The sequence below is a fragment of the Companilactobacillus kimchiensis genome (assembly GCF_001438805.1).
Classification (GTDB): Bacteria; Bacillota; Bacilli; order Lactobacillales; family Lactobacillaceae; genus Companilactobacillus; species Companilactobacillus kimchiensis.
In genome coordinates, this window is record NZ_JQCF01000007.1 from 11,868 (window position 1) to 27,036 (window position 15,169).

Below are 15,169 nucleotides of genomic sequence, written 5' to 3' on the forward strand. Positions count from 1 at the left end.
TGTGTTTGATAGAGTAAGATTTCACGTAAATGTAACGACGATTTGTGAATCTAGTGGAATGATAATTTTATAAAAAATCAAATAAGACTACTATATATTGTATGGATGTGTTACATAACACATCATATTGTATTTAGTAGTCTTTTCTTTTTAGTATTTTTTTTATAGAATGATGTCAGTATTTATCGTTGCCGAATGGCCAAAGTTTTAGGAGGAAGATTTATGACTGCCAAATTAGAAGAATTAGTATCGATTCCTGTTGAAAAAAGAAGTGGAGTTAAAACTGATTTTTACCCCTATAAAATTGAATTTATTCTGGATCAATTAGCCTTGTCTGCCAAACAGGAAGAATTGATAGAGAAGCAAATAGTTAATCAGTTTATCGATTTAGATTTGATTACTACTACACAATTGCACAGTTTTATTTTTCGTGCTTTAAAGGATAATGATTTAGCTAAACAAGCGAATATCTACGAAGATTACTTTCAAAAGGATCAAGAAAAATTTGCTAGAGCTACTAATGTGCAGTTAAATATCGAACGTTTATTTGATCGTAATGAAGAAGTTGTGCATGAAAATGCTAATAAAGATAGTAATATCTTTAATACCCAACGTGATTTGGAAGCCGGTGTTGCCAGTCGAGCCATGGGATTAAAAATGTTGCCAGAAATTGTTGCAAAATCACATATGCGTGGCGATATTCATTGGCATGATTTAGATTATTCACCAGTTACCCCCGAAACTAATTGTTGTTTGATCGACTTTGATGAAATGCTTTCCAATGGTTTTAAAATTGGTAATGCTTGGGTAGCTTCACCACGTTCCATTCAAACCGCCACAGCACAGATGTCACAAATTATTGCGAATGTAGCTTCACTACAGTATGGTGGCTGTTCAGCTAATCGAATCGATCAATTATTGGCTCCATATGCAGAAATTAATTATAAAAAACATTTGGCTGATGCTCAAAAATGGATTGCCACGGATTTACAAGATGAGTTTGCTCGTGAAAAGACCCGTAAAGACATTTATGATGCCATGCAGGCCCTTGAATATGAAATCAATACACTTTACTCTTCACAAGGACAAACACCGTTCACGACGATTAATTTTGGTTTAGGAACCAGCTGGATCGAACGAGAAATCCAAAAGTCTATTTTGGAAATTAGAATTAAGGGATTAGGTAAGGAGCATCGTACTGCTATTTTTCCTAAGCTAACTTTTACTATCAAGCGTGGATTGAATCTGAACCCTAATGATCCCAATTATGACATTAAAGAATTGGCTTTGGAATGTTCCACTAAAAGAATGTATCCCGATCTATTGATGTATGACAAAATTAAAGAAATTACGGGAAGTTTTAAAACCCCAATGGGCTGTCGTTCTTTCTTACAAGGTTGGAAAGATGAATCTGGTAAAGAGGTTAATTCTGGTCGAATGAATCTTGGCGTTGTAACGGTTAATCTTCCGCGTATCGCTTTGGAATCCAAAGGAGATAAAGACTTATTCTGGTCCATCTTCGAAGAAAAAATGCAGATTTGTCACACCGCTTTGGAATATCGTATCGAAAGAACTAAACAAGCTAAACCAGAAAATGCGCCGTTACTCTACATGTATGGTGCCTTTGGTAAGCGTCTTAAGAAAACCGATAGTATTGATGAATTGTTTAAGAATGAACGTGCTACCGTATCACTTGGTTATATCGGTCTATATGAAGTTTGTACCGAATTCTATGGTCCAAAATGGGAACATAATCAAGAGGCACATGATTTTGCCGAAACCATTGTTAAAGAGTTGCATGAAAAATGTCTGAAGTGGGCTAAAGAAAGTGGTTATCATTACAGTCTTTATTCAACTCCGGCCGAATCATTAACTGATACTTTCTGTCGCGATGATCTTGATAAGTTCGGCTCAATTCCTAATATCACTGAAAAAGAATATTACACTAATAGTTTTCACTACGATGTCAGAAAGCACCCAACACCATTTGAGAAATTAACTTTTGAAGAGGTTTTCCCCAAATACGCTGCTGGTGGATTCATTCATTACTGTGAATATCCTAATCTTCGTCAAAATCCTAAGGCCCTGGAGGCTGTATGGGATTGGGCTTATGACCATGTAGGTTATTTAGGTACCAATACTTCGATTGATCAGTGTTTCAAGTGTGGTTTTAAAGGTGAATTTAATGCTACCGCCAGAGGCTTTGTTTGTCCTGAATGTGGTAATCACGATCCACAATTTTGTGATGTGGTTAAACGTACTTGTGGATATCTCGGTAATCCACAACAGAGACCAATGATTCATGGTCGTCACGTGGAAATAGCTTCACGTAGAAAAAATATGACTTCGGAGATGATACAACATGCGGCAAAATATGAGAGAGCCAAACAATCCGACTCCCAAAGAATGGTTAAGCAAGGACCACAGTCTTAAAAAAATTGCTGATTACAAACCGTTTAACTTTGTTGACGGTGAAGGCGTTAGATGTAGCTTGTACGTCTCAGGCTGTTTGTTCAGATGTCCGGGGTGTTATAACGTTGCGGCTCAAGATTTCCGTTATGGAAAATCTTATACTAAAGAACTTGAAGATAGAATCATTGCTGATCTCAGTCAGAGTTATGTTCAGGGATTAACTCTATTAGGTGGGGAGCCATTCTTGAACACTGAAGTTTGTTTATCGTTATGCAAGCGTGTTAGAAAAGAATTTGGGCATACAAAAGATATCTGGTCTTGGACTGGCTATTCGTGGGACGAAATAATGAAGGATTCTGATGATAAATTGGAAATGCTTTCGTTGATCGACATTTTAATTGATGGTCGTTTTCTATTGCGCAAAAAGGATTTAACGTTACAGTTCCGTGGGTCGTCTAATCAGAGAATCATTGATGTACAGAAGTCTCTAGCTAGTGGAGACGTTGTTGCTTGGGATAAATTGGTTAGATAAAATATGATTATCGAACGATAAATGAAATTGAAAAAGATAACTGAAGGTGATATTTTGTACGTCGGTACAAAAGAATTACTGAATGTTATCTTTTTTTATTTTACACGAACATACGTTCGAAAAGTGTGATACGATATTGCCATAGATAAACGAAGTGATCTTCGAATAACGATACTGGAGTGATTAATATGAATTATGGTGATCCTTTTGGTTTGGCAATTAAATCGTTGTATAGATATCCTGAATTAAAATATTTTTTGGCTCAGGAAGAACAAAATAATGATTTTAAATTGAGTATGATTAATTTATTGAGTCGTTTTTATCGAAATGTTTGTTTAGCAACAGGGATAGTTTTGGTAATGATGGTCACAATTTATTTATTTAGCGTTCTAGGATTAGTGATTGGAATTAATGTTATACATTTGAGTATCAATGCGTTGTTTTTTCTGTATTTACTAATATTAATAACTATCCTATTTCTAGTGATCGTAGCTACTAGAATGATGATTTTTCAGACATTAAAGCATTTGGTTAGCAAACTGGAAGCACATTTTACTATTTCACCAACTGAAACCTATATCAGTGATCGTATCAAAGGAAATGATATCTATTTTAATATGACCAGTTCTGATTTTAAACGAATCGCACAAACCGACGTTAAAGCCACTATAAGTTTGAATCGGGCCTCCTTTAATAAAAATTATTCAGGAAATGGATTGATTACAGAAATTAGTAGTAATTCTTCCGCACAAAAGATTTATTTACAGTTAAAAGCAATTGAATAATAAATCGTTTGTGATTTTTATATCAATCCAAGGTGGCAACTGTTTTTGAAAGCTAGTAATTTAATTAAAGTCGAAGATACATTATCGCTTTACTTTAATTCTTAATTAACAATCTACTTATGTAGCTATTTTTAAGATAATGTTAAAATGATAATTAAATGAGAATCATTCCAAATAAGGGTTCACTTTTAAATCTGAGGCAGGTATAATCTTGTTGAAGAGTTAAATAAATTGGAAGGTTGTGATTTTATGAACTCAGACAAAATTAAATTATATGGAACGTTAACCATTGGATTTATTGCCGCTGTTTTAGAATTTATCTTCCATTTAGCAGGTTATGCACAGTTAATTATCAGTATTTTGGGTTTGTTATTAGCCTTGATTATGTTTGTTGATATGATCAAAGTCCTTAAATCAGGTAATTTTGGGGTCGATCTGTTAGCAATTACGGCCATTATTGCCACAATTGCTTTAGGTCAATATTGGGCCGGATGGATTGTTTTATTGATGCTGACTGGTGGTGATACATTAGAGGAATATGCTGCTAATAAGGCAAAGAGTGAATTGAAATCACTTTTAGATAACACGCCTTCACAGGCACATCTAATTGCTCAAGGTGACATCAAGGACGTTGATATTGATGATGTTAAGGTAGGAGATGAGTTGTTAATCCGTCCCAAAGAACAAGTTCCAGTTGATGGTGTTGTGATTGAAGGACAGTCAGAGGTTGATGAGTCATCATTAACTGGTGAATCGGTTCCGATTAATGTCAAAGTTGGTTCACAAGTTATGTCTGGTTCAATTAATGGTGAAAATCCTTTTAGAATCAATGCAAAAAAAGTGGCGGCAGATTCTGAGTACCAGGCTATTGTTAAGTTGGTCAAAGAGTCAGAAACACATCCAGCACATTTTGTTCGTTTGGCCGATAGATATGCTGTACCTTTTACATTAATTGCTTATGTGATTGCTGGCTTGGCTTGGTATATTTCTAAAGATCCCGTTAGAATCGCTCAGGTATTGGTTGTTGCTTCACCATGTCCGTTGATTTTAGCAGCGCCAATCGCTTTTGTTTCAGGAATGAGTCGGACCAGTCGTAATGGAATTATTATTAAATCAGGAACAGCTCTAGAAAAACTCAACTCTGCCAAAACAATTGCCTTTGATAAAACTGGTACGATCACTAAAGGTAAATTAGTCGTTGATGAATTTAAAGTAACCTCTGATTTTGATTCAGCAACAGTAATGTCTTATGCTGCCTCAATTGAACAAAACTCTAGTCATGTTATGGCTGAAGCAATTGTTGATTATGCTAAAGAACGTCAAATAGCGTTCCACAATGCTGAGAATCTCAAGGAAATAACAGCTGAAGGAATCGTAGGTACGATTGAAGGGCATGTCGTGAAGGTTGGTCAAGGAAGTTTTGTGACCACTGCAACAGTTGATAAAGTAAAAGGTTCTGGGGTTTATGTTTCAATCGAGGGTAAGTATGCCGGAGCTTACAGTTTATTGGATCAAATTCGTCCGGAATCGAAAGCGACGATTGATAAATTAAAAAAATTTGGAATTAAAAATGTTTTGATGATTTCTGGAGATAAAAAAGAAGCAACCGAGATGGTTGCTTCTGAAGTAGGAATTACTAAAGCTTATCCTTCAAGTTTACCCGCTGATAAGGTTAAAATCATAAACGGTTTAGAAAAAGAATATCATCCAACAATAATGGTTGGCGATGGGGTCAATGATGCTCCGGCATTGGCTTTAGCTGATGTTGGAATTGCCATGGGTTATAAGGGTGCCAACGCTGCTAGTGAATCCGCTGATGCTGTTATTTTACAAGATGATCTCAGTAAGGTAAGTACTGTGGTTAAAATTGCACACGATACAATGAAAATTGCTCGGGAAGCAGTATTATTAGGGATTTTTATTTGTATTGGTTTGATGATCGTGGCTGCTTTTGGATTGATTCCAACAATCATTGGAGCATTGTTTCAAGAAGTTGTCGATACCGTTGCCATTCTCTATGCCTTACGTGCCCGCAGTGACAAATTATAACCAACCATAAGTTTCAAGGTTCATATCACGTTTAGGTAGTTTAGAAACGTAAGGATTACCCTTAACAATAAAACGCATATTTTTGGAAGTCCAAGGCTCCTTATTTTTCACACCGATTCTAGGTGTTGCTAAAATAGTTTGGGGAGTTTGGACTTTTTTTGCTGAAAATGAGAAATTATTTTCATTTAATATTGTTCCCGACAATGATTTGTCCTTAATACCAAAGGCTGCCATCCACTTAGCTGGACCATTGGTGGTTTCAAACCCAGTTCGGTTACGGTTTATTTCCATTGCTTCAATTCCGGTAAGCGGCTGTAGAGCACGTATTAAAATTCCGTTAGGGATACCAGCCTTTTGAATACTGATATCCATATCCAGCCAACTATGGATCGAATAGATGTAGATTGTTCCGCCAGATTGATAAAGGGGATCATTAGCCTCAGAATGACGACCATTGTAACTATGAGATGCCATATCAATTGGGCCAAGGTAGGCTTCAGTTTCAACAATTAATCCCGAAAAGTCTCCCTGATCAGATTTATAAGTGAAAGTATGTCCCAGCATGTCTTGAGCTAAGTCCATTGTTTCTGCGGTTTCAAAGTAATTTTGCACGTTCAAAATTCATTATCCTCCTAATTTTAAAAAAAAATCGAAATAATTAAAAAAAAAGCTTGCTACACCTTTATTTATATTGTATTATATTTCTTGTGCTCATGAGAGCAACAAACATTTAAATATTATGACCCGTTGGTCAAGTGGTTAAGACACCGCCCTTTCACGGCGGTAACATGAGTTCAAATCTCGTACGGGTCATTTTGGAGGATTAGCTCAGCTGGGAGAGCATCTGCCTTACAAGCAGGAGGTCACAGGTTCGATCCCTGTATCCTCCATTCCAAAAACATTTAGAACATCTAACTTCGGTTGGATGTTTTTTTTGTTCAATAAAAAAGGATTTCCATAAGAAATCCCTTTAAATAACTAAAATCAAATTACCGATCACACGATAAAATAAATTTGATTGTGAAAAATTCCGATATTTTTTCAAGAGAGACATAGTTACGATGAAGACAATAATGGCTAGAGCTGTCCAAAGGCTGATATAGTTGAGCAGGAATAATATCAGACTTAAAGCTGAAATGGCCGTTAATTGGATATAATCAAAACGGGTACCCTCGAAATAATTGATCATGACCGTTGCTAAGTTAACTAATAGTAAAGGAACGACAAAGTTGACCGAAATAAAATGCATATAAGTAAAAGCTAGAGCAATTGACATAAAACTAGGAACGACAAAGTCTTCTACTAATGAAGCAAGATTTTGGTAACTTTCGGGTAAGTATTTAATCATATATAGGAAAATAAGTTGTGCAAAAACCAAAATTGTTACAAAAAGATTCAGCGAATGAATTGATAACAAGGCTAGTAAAAGATAAATCCCACTATATAGGATGTGGAAATATTTGTTTGGGTTCAAAGTCAGAATAAATTCTTTGTACAAGGCTACCATTGCCACCATGATGATCAAAAATCCATGAATTGAATAGTTGTTCAGGTCATGCACAAAAATAAAAATAAATGGAAAAATATGATAACTGATAAATTCAATAAGAGCTGCTAATAATCGTTTAGATTTTAACTTATCCATGCTTACTCCTTTAGGTTATAGAATCATAGTAATGTAGAAAAAGTTAGACGTCAAACTATGTTTTTTTCATGAAAACGAACTTATTTTGTGTTAACCTATTAAAAGGTTCCTGATGGGATCCTTTTTTATTTAGGATAGGCCCTGTAACCTCAAAGGTGGAAAAGATATGTCAAAAAATTATTTATTTACTTCTGAATCAGTTTCAGAAGGACATCCAGATAAAGTTGCTGATCAAATAAGTGATGCAATTCTCGATGCTATTTTAGCAAAGGATAAAGATGCGCGTGTTGCCTGCGAAACAACTGTTACAACTGGTTTAGTGCTAGTTGTTGGTGAGATTTCTACTTCTGCATATGTTGATATTCAAAGTGTCGTACGTAAAACAATTACTGATATTGGCTATGATGGTACAAATCCTGGCTTTAACGGTAATAGTTGTGCCGTACTAGTCGCACTAGATGAACAATCTCCTGATATTGCTCAGGGTGTTGATGATGCACTTGAAGAACGTGGTAATAAAGATAAGGATCCTTTGGATCAAATCGGTGCCGGTGATCAAGGTTTCGTCTTTGGTTTCGCTACTAATGAAACCAAAGAATTCATGCCATTACCAATCTCTCTAGCTCATAAGTTGATGAGAAAAACAGCTGAAGTTAGAAAAAATGGTACCGTTGATTACTTAATGCCAGATGCTAAGTCACAAGTAACAATCGAATATGATGAAAATGATCATCCTGTTCGTGTTGATACAATTGTTATTAGTACACAACACAAAGCTGAGGCTAAGTTGGACCAAGTCAAGAAAGATATTAAAAAATATGTAATTGACGAAGTTGTGCCAGCTAATATGATGGACGACAAGACAAAGATTTTAATTAATCCTACTGGTCGTTTCGTTATTGGTGGCCCAGAAGGAGATTCTGGACTTACGGGACGGAAAGTCATCGTTGATACATATGGTGGATTTGCTCGTCACGGTGGTGGTGCTTTCTCTGGGAAAGATGCTACTAAAGTTGACCGTTCAGCCAGTTATGCTGCTAGATACATCGCTAAGAACCTTGTAGCTGCGGGTGTTGCTGAAAAAGTTGAAATTCAAATTGCCTATGCCATTGGTGTGGCAAAACCAGTTTCAGTTCATGTAGATACATTTGAAACTAGTGAATTTTCCGAAGAACAAATTGAAGAAGTTATCAACAAATTCTTTGATCTTCGTCCATTAGGTATTATCCAAATGCTAGATCTACAAAGACCAATTTATAAGAAGACGGCCGCATATGGTCACTTCGGACGTACAGATATCGATTTACCATGGGAAAAACTTGATAAAGTTAATGATATTAAGAGTTTCTTGAAAATTTAATCGGTGATTACAGAGGCGTTCTTAAAGTTAATTCTTTAGGAATAGTCTCTTTTTTTATGGGAGGAAATATTTAATGACACAAAAGAAACAGTCAAATGTTGTGATAGTTACGATTGCCGTTTTTATTGCAACATTTATGACGGCAATTGAGGGAACGATTATTTCGACAGCGATGCCGACGATTATCGGAAGTTTACATGGGGTCAGTTTGATGAATTGGGTTTTTTCAATTTATCTCTTGATGACAGCTGTAGCAACGCCAATTTATGGAAAATTGTCAGATATCATTGGGCGTAAACCAGTTCTCTTGATAGGTTTGGTTATTTTTGTAATTGGATCGACGCTCTGTGCCATGTCCAATTCGATGTTAACTTTGATTTTGGCTCGTGTGATCCAGGGTATCGGATCGGGAGCGATTCAACCGTTGACCTTTACGATTATTGCTGATATTTATCCATTAGAAAAACGTGCGCGAATTTTAGGACTTAATGGATCAGCTTGGGGAATTGCCGCTGTTATTGCTCCGTTATTAGGTGGCTTTATTGTTGAAAAATTAAGTTGGCACTGGGTATTCTTGATTAATTTGCCAGTTGGTTTATTAACAATGGCCTTGATTTGGTTCTTTTTTAAAGAAGATAAAAAGGAACATGAGAAATTAAAGATTGATTATATGGGAACAATTCTTTTAGTATTAGTTTTATTGCCTTTAATGCTAGCTTTACAGTACATTGGTAGCAGCAATCCTATTTTGCCAATTGGTTTAGTAGTAGTTTCAATTGCCTCTATTTTTGCCTTTATTAAAGTGGAACAACATGTCAGTGATCCGATTTTACCATTGGAATTGTTCAAAAATAAAACCTTCGTGATTCAAAATGTTTTGGCCTTATTGGTCAGTGGTTTCTTGATTGGTTTTGAAGCCTATATTCCCACGTGGATGCAAGGTATTTTAGGTCTGAGTCCTTCTATGGGGGGATTTGCAGTGACGCCAAGTTCAATTGTTTGGATCTTGGGTTCATTCTGGGCTGGAACATTGATAAAAAAAATGGCACCCAATCGTGTCATTTATATCAGTTTGTTTTTCTTAGCCATTGCTAATGGTCTATTGTTATTGGCTAATCCGACCTCACCATTCTGGTACTTCTGTATGTTAGCCGGAATCGCTGGGCTTGGATTTGGTTTAACGATTACCACTACGACAGTCACAGCTCAAACCGTCGTTGATCCGGAAAACGTTGGGGTTGCAACCAGTTTTAATACCTTACTAAGAACAATCGGTCAATCAATGATGGTTTCTGTCTATGGAATTATTTTGAATACCGCTTTAGCAAAGGGTGCTGCTGAGAATAAAAATATTACTGTTGATATGATGAATAAACTAATTGATCCACAAACAGCTAATTCATTGCCACACCAACTTTTACCCAAAATGCGACAAATTCTTTTTTCAGGATTGCACAATATCTACATCGCTTCTCTTGTATTATTAGTGTTGGGTTTAATTCTTAATGCCTTTGAATTGAAGAATCGAAAGATCCTTGGTTCTAAATAATAGAGTGTTGAAAGTTAGGATCGTTGCTGCTAGTAGATAAGCACCCAAAACGTCACTAGGGTAATGAACGCCTAGAAATATTCGGCTATATCCGATTAACAATACAATGAGAATACAGATTGAACTAATAATAATTTTAGTGCTTAATTTTTTAAAAATATAAAGGCTAATTATTAAAAGGGAGATATATAAAGCAAAGGAACTGGCCGAATGACCACTCGGGAAACTGAAACCGCCAGCACTAATATAATGTGTGTGACTTGGACGAGGTCTTTTAATCGTATTTTTAAATAGGCTGTTGAGACCAGCGACAACGACTTTGTTAAGTATTAGGTAAATTGAAGCATAGTAGTATTTTTTTATGATTAATAATATAAAAATAATAGCTGTCACCAAAATAGTTTCGTAAGTATCACCCATATTAGTTATTGGGCGGAAGATACTAACAGTTAAATTATTGTGGTGATAAACTTGATTTATCAAAGTTGTATCGAAGTTTTTGATTAGAGGGGTCTGTTGAATGACATTGATGGTCCAAAAGACAAATAAAATACATAAAAACACATTTATGATAGATATTTTTTTAGATATTTTCATAATTTTTAATCTCTCTATTGTTTAAGTTTTTGTTAAGAAATATAATAAAGTATAAAGATTTTGAGGGAGACAAAATATTTATGATTATTACACGTCGTGAAAGAAAATTAGAAGATAGTCGTTTGACTAGATTAAATAATAAAAAAAATAAGAATGCAAACTTGCGCAAGAACATGTCGATCTTAGGATCGAGTATGTTTGTTGGTGCTGCCGTGGCTGAAGTAGCTAATATTGCTGCTCCAACACCAGTTAAAGCCGAAGCATTGTCTGTTAACAATTTGTTAACTCAAAACGCAGCAACAGCCAATGCTCCCATTAGCTCTACTGGTGTCGGTGACCAACAGTTTATTGATTATATTGGTAATTCAGCACGTAAGTTAGCCTCAAACAATGACCTCTATGCATCAGTAATGATTGCTCAAGCCATGATTGAAAGTGGCTGGGGAACTAGTGGGTTAGCTAGTTCACCTAATTATAATCTCTTTGGTATCAAGGGTGATTATAAGGGCTCATCAGTTAATATGGGTACACAAGAAGATGATGGTACGGGTAGTCTGTATTCAATTAGCTCAAACTTTAGAAAGTATCCTTCATATAAGGAATCACTTGAAGATTATGTTTCATTACTTCGTGGTGGAACTTCAGGTAATTCTCAAATATATGCTGGTGCTTGGAAGAGTAATGCAACTACGTATAAAGATGCTACTAAGTATCTAACTGGTCGTTATGCTACCGACACAACTTATGCTGATAAATTGAATAATGTCATTGAAAAGTATAATTTAACGCAATTTGATAGTGATTCAACTGATAAAGATCAAACTTATACAGTAGCTCAGGGTGATACGTTGCAGTCAATCGCTGCTAAGTTCAACATTACAACTGACACGTTGATCAATTTGAATGATTTGAAGACGAATAATTACATCTATACGGGTAAAACTTTAATTGTTAACCAAGTAATTGGTGGCGATGGTCAACCATTGTCAGCTAAGAATGTGGCTAATACTAACAATGCTACTGCAAATACTAGTGATACTGGTAGTGTTGGGGATGCTTATGGTAGTCAACAAGCACCTGTTATGGTTCAGGATGAACGTGATGGTGTGAAGAAGTATGTGCCATCTTCAGATGATAGCGATACTGATTCAACTTCGATCAATGTTCAAAATGATTATAGTTCCAATAATTCAAGTAATTCTGCTAACCAAAATAGTAGTTCAGTGACTGTCAAAGACGGTGATACGATTGATTCCATTGCTTCACAAGCAGGGACAACGGTTGATAACATCAAACAACTAAATAATCTAAATTCAGATTTATTGGTTGTCGGACAATCATTATTGGTATAAGATATAAAACAACGGAAGTAGTAGATTATAAAATTCCTTTCAGAAAGCGCATGGTAATGTGAATGCGTAGGATTTTATTTTCGAACTCGTCCACTGATAATAGTTGCTGAACCTAAGTAAGTAACTGCGCTTGATCCCCGTTAAGGATTTCGAGAGTCGTACTTATTTAGTGCGGAACTTAGGTGGTAACGCGATAATTCGTCCTATGATTAATATATAATCATAGGACTTTTTTTGTATAGGAGGAAAATATATGTACAATCACAACACCGTAGAAAAGAAATGGCAAAAGTATTGGAAGGAAAACAATACTTTTAAAACAACAGAGGATCCTAAGAAGAAGAACTTTTATGCTTTGGATATGTTTCCATATCCATCAGGTCAAGGACTTCATGTTGGACATCCAGAAGGTTATACAGCAACTGATATTATTGCTCGAATGAAACGTGCTCAAGGGTTTAATGTTTTACATCCAATGGGGTTTGATGCTTTTGGTCTTCCTGCAGAACAATATGCTTTGAATACTGGTCATACACCAGCTGACTTTACAGAAAAAAACATTCAAAACTTTAAACGTCAGATCAACTCACTTGGTTTTTCATATGATTGGGATCGTGAAGTTCAAACAACTGATCCTAAATTCTACAAGTGGACTCAATGGATTTTCGAACAAATGTACAAAAAGGGTTTGGCTTATGAATCAGAAACTTTGGTTAATTGGTCACCAGATTTGGGTACAGTTGTTGCTAACGAAGAAATTATTGATGGTAAGACTGAACGTGGTGGTTTCCCAGTTGTTAGAAAGCCTATGCGTCAATGGATGTTGAAGATCACAGCCTATGCTGATAGATTACTTGATGATCTTGACGATATTGACTGGCCAGAAAGTATCAAAGAAATGCAAAGAAATTGGATTGGCCGTTCGGTTGGTGCACAAATTACTTTCCCAGTTGCTGATTCAGATGATAAGATCAACGTCTTTACAACCAGACCAGATACTGTTTTTGGTGTTGAATATATGACTTTAGCTCCGGAACATGAATTAGTTAACAAAATTACTACTCCTGAACAAAAAGCTGCAGTTGATGCTTATAAAGAAGAAGTTTCTCACAAATCAGATCTTGATAGAACTGACTTGAACGATGAAAAGACTGGTGTCTTCACTGGTGCCTATGCAATCAACCCCGTTAATGGTAAAAGAATTCCTATCTGGATTTCAGATTATGTTTTGGTTACTTATGGAACTGGTGCGGTTATGGCTGTTCCAGCTCATGATGACCGTGATTTTGCTTTTGCTACTAAATTTAATTTGCCAATGACACAAGTTATTGAAGGAAATCTAGCAGATGGTGCAATTACTGGTGATGGTAAACACATCAACTCTGATTTCTTAGATGGTTTGAATAAGGAAGATGCCATCAACAAGATGGTTGAATACCTTGAAGATAAGGGTATTGGTGAAAAGAAGGTTAACTACCGTTTACGTGACTGGGTCTTCTCACGTCAAAGATACTGGGGTGAACCAATTCCTGTTATTCATTGGGAAGATGGAACAACTTCACTTGTCCCTGAAGATGAATTGCCACTTAAGTTACCAGCTGATGATGATATCAAACCATCAGGTACTGGTGAAAGTCCATTAGCCAACTTGACTGATTGGGTCAATGTGGTTGATAAGAACGGTCGTAAAGGTCGTCGTGAGACTAACACCATGCCACAATGGGCTGGTTCATCATGGTACTACTTAAGATACATTGATCCACATAATGATAAAGAATTGGCTAATTATGACCTCTTGAAACAATGGTTGCCAGTTGATCTATACATTGGTGGGGCCGAACATGCGGTACTTCACTTGTTGTACGCTAGATTCTGGCACAAAGTGTTGTATGATTTGGGCGTTGTTCCAACTAAAGAACCCTTCCAAAAATTATATAACCAAGGTATGATTCTTGGTGGTGGTCATGAAAAGATGTCTAAATCAAAGGGTAACGTTGTTAATCCTGATGATGTCGTTGATTCATATGGTGCTGATACCTTGAGAGTTTATGAAATGTTCATGGGACCATTGGATGCTTCAATTGCTTGGTCAGAAAATGGACTTTCTGGAGCCTATAAGTTCTTGGATCGTGTCTGGAAGCTATTCGTTAATGATGATGATTACAGCACAATGCGTGAAGGTTACCTGACTGATACTAATGATGGTAAACTCGATAAGATTTATAATGAAACTGTGAAAAAAGTTACTGAAGATTATACTTCATTGCACTTTAACACGGCTATTTCACAAATGATGGTCTTTGTTAATGAAGCTCATAAGGCTGATACGATGCCTAAGGTTTACGCTGAAGGTTTAGTTCAGATGTTAGCTCCAATTGCACCACATATGATGGAAGAGCTTTGGAGTAAATTTGGTCATGACGAATCAATTTCGTATGCTAAATGGCCTACATATGATGAAAGTAAGCTAGTCTCTGATACAGTTGAAATTATTCTACAAGTTAATGGTAAATTAAGAGATAAAGTTGAAGTTGCTACTGGTACTTCAAAAGATGAGCTTGAAAAATTAGCAACAACTAATGATAAGGTTCAGAAATTTATTGATGGTAAACAAATTGTTAAGGTAATCGTAATTCCTAATAAGATTGTTAATATCGTTGTTAAATAAGGTAAAATAAAAAAAGGCTTCGGAAATTTTCCGAAGTCTTTTTTGGCGGTTGAGTTGTTTAGGAATTAAAAGACAAATTATTGTCTAAGATAATTGATATGAAGGAATTTTATTTTGTTTGAATAATTGCGTGATACTGATTGATAAAGTGAATTTTATATGTGATGTTTAATTCCTAAACCTCAACAATCATATTCTATCATGTTTCATGGGTTTATTA

Annotated in this window: 11 protein-coding genes, 2 tRNA genes, 1 riboswitch and 1 other annotated feature; of the genes, 10 read left to right on the forward strand and 3 right to left on the reverse strand. The window is 35.8% G+C overall.

The features are described from left to right. Positions 1–222: 222 nt before the first annotated feature. The 4 genes from nrdD to IV57_RS05060 all read left to right on the forward strand — a co-directional run bounded on the left by nrdD (position 223) and on the right by IV57_RS05060 (position 5,778). The gene (gene nrdD / locus IV57_RS05045; RefSeq protein WP_157051907.1) at positions 223–2,433 is read left to right on the forward strand and encodes an anaerobic ribonucleoside-triphosphate reductase; all 2,211 of its coding nucleotides are present in this window, start codon (positions 223–225) and stop codon (positions 2,431–2,433) included. Continuing rightward, entirely contained in the window at positions 2,363–2,944 is a 582-nt protein-coding gene (gene nrdG / locus IV57_RS05050) for an anaerobic ribonucleoside-triphosphate reductase activating protein (RefSeq protein WP_057880420.1), read from the forward strand. The genes nrdD and nrdG overlap by 71 nt, the downstream gene beginning before the upstream one ends. 188 nt (positions 2,945–3,132) lie before the next feature. Then, positions 3,133–3,729, forward strand: a complete 597-nt coding sequence (locus tag IV57_RS05055) for a hypothetical protein (protein ID WP_057880421.1) — start codon at positions 3,133–3,135, stop codon at positions 3,727–3,729. Positions 3,730–3,978: 249 nt separating this feature from the next. Beyond that, on the forward strand, positions 3,979–5,778 hold the full coding sequence (locus IV57_RS05060) for a heavy metal translocating P-type ATPase (protein ID WP_057880422.1): 1,800 nt from the start codon (positions 3,979–3,981) through the stop codon (positions 5,776–5,778). Here IV57_RS05060 and IV57_RS05065 read toward each other — a convergent pair. Continuing rightward, complete coding sequence (locus IV57_RS05065) at positions 5,773–6,390, reverse strand: DNA-3-methyladenine glycosylase (RefSeq protein ID WP_236704321.1); 618 nt, start codon at positions 6,388–6,390, stop codon at positions 5,773–5,775. The two genes, IV57_RS05060 and IV57_RS05065, sit on opposite strands and share 6 nt — an antisense overlap. Before the next feature lie 129 nt (positions 6,391–6,519). Between IV57_RS05065 and IV57_RS05070 the strand changes: the two genes are divergently transcribed. After that, positions 6,520–6,591, forward strand: a tRNA-Glu gene (locus tag IV57_RS05070). A gap of 4 nt (positions 6,592–6,595) precedes the next feature. Next, a tRNA-Val gene (locus IV57_RS05075) sits at positions 6,596–6,668 on the forward strand. Positions 6,669–6,748: 80 nt separating this feature from the next. On the opposite strand, the gene IV57_RS05080 is transcribed toward IV57_RS05075, so the two are convergent. Then, positions 6,749–7,423 carry a hypothetical protein gene (locus tag IV57_RS05080; RefSeq protein ID WP_057880424.1) on the reverse strand — a complete coding sequence of 225 codons (675 nt, stop codon included), beginning with the start codon at positions 7,421–7,423 and terminating at the stop codon, positions 6,749–6,751. Between the two features lie 93 nt (positions 7,424–7,516). Beyond that, positions 7,517–7,592: riboswitch (SMK box riboswitch) on the forward strand. Here IV57_RS05080 and metK point away from each other — a divergent pair. Then, positions 7,590–8,783, forward strand: coding sequence for a methionine adenosyltransferase (gene metK, locus IV57_RS05085; protein ID WP_057880425.1), 1,194 nt, complete (start codon positions 7,590–7,592; stop codon positions 8,781–8,783). It overlaps the preceding riboswitch by 3 nt. 73 nt (positions 8,784–8,856) lie before the next feature. Then, positions 8,857–10,332 carry an MDR family MFS transporter gene (locus IV57_RS05090; protein ID WP_057880426.1) on the forward strand — a complete coding sequence of 492 codons (1,476 nt, stop codon included), beginning with the start codon at positions 8,857–8,859 and terminating at the stop codon, positions 10,330–10,332. Here IV57_RS05090 and IV57_RS12955 read toward each other — a convergent pair. Further along, complete coding sequence (locus tag IV57_RS12955) at positions 10,279–10,929, reverse strand: phosphatase PAP2 family protein (protein WP_083488892.1); 651 nt, start codon at positions 10,927–10,929, stop codon at positions 10,279–10,281. The genes IV57_RS05090 and IV57_RS12955 overlap by 54 nt on opposite strands. Before the next feature lie 80 nt (positions 10,930–11,009). Here IV57_RS12955 and IV57_RS13465 point away from each other — a divergent pair, with 80 nt between their 5' ends. Next, a complete protein-coding gene (locus IV57_RS13465; protein ID WP_057880427.1) occupies positions 11,010–12,281 on the forward strand; it encodes a glucosaminidase domain-containing protein in 1,272 nt (423 codons plus the stop codon). Then, positions 12,280–12,490, forward strand: a binding site (T-box leader). (Overlaps the previous gene by 2 nt.) 44 nt (positions 12,491–12,534) lie before the next feature. Further along, complete coding sequence (leuS, locus tag IV57_RS05100) at positions 12,535–14,949, forward strand: leucine--tRNA ligase (protein ID WP_057880428.1); 2,415 nt, start codon at positions 12,535–12,537, stop codon at positions 14,947–14,949. The last annotated feature ends 220 nt before the right edge of the window (positions 14,950–15,169 follow it).

Excerpts from the sequence above, each read along its gene's own strand:
- IV57_RS05090 (WP_057880426.1), top strand. The coding sequence starts at position 8,857 with ATGACACAAAAGAAACAGTCAAATGTTGTGATAGTTACGATTGCCGTT.
- IV57_RS05080 (WP_057880424.1), bottom strand. The coding sequence starts at position 7,423 with ATGGATAAGTTAAAATCTAAACGATTATTAGCAGCTCTTATTGAATTT.
- leuS (WP_057880428.1), top strand. The coding sequence starts at position 12,535 with ATGTACAATCACAACACCGTAGAAAAGAAATGGCAAAAGTATTGGAAG.
- IV57_RS05060 (WP_057880422.1), top strand. The coding sequence starts at position 3,979 with ATGAACTCAGACAAAATTAAATTATATGGAACGTTAACCATTGGATTT.
- IV57_RS12955 (WP_083488892.1), bottom strand. The coding sequence starts at position 10,929 with ATGAAAATATCTAAAAAAATATCTATCATAAATGTGTTTTTATGTATT.
- IV57_RS13465 (WP_057880427.1), top strand. The coding sequence starts at position 11,010 with ATGATTATTACACGTCGTGAAAGAAAATTAGAAGATAGTCGTTTGACT.
- nrdD (WP_157051907.1), top strand. The coding sequence starts at position 223 with ATGACTGCCAAATTAGAAGAATTAGTATCGATTCCTGTTGAAAAAAGA.
- IV57_RS05055 (WP_057880421.1), top strand. The coding sequence starts at position 3,133 with ATGAATTATGGTGATCCTTTTGGTTTGGCAATTAAATCGTTGTATAGA.
- metK (WP_057880425.1), top strand. The coding sequence starts at position 7,590 with ATGTCAAAAAATTATTTATTTACTTCTGAATCAGTTTCAGAAGGACAT.
- nrdG (WP_057880420.1), top strand. The coding sequence starts at position 2,363 with ATGCGGCAAAATATGAGAGAGCCAAACAATCCGACTCCCAAAGAATGG.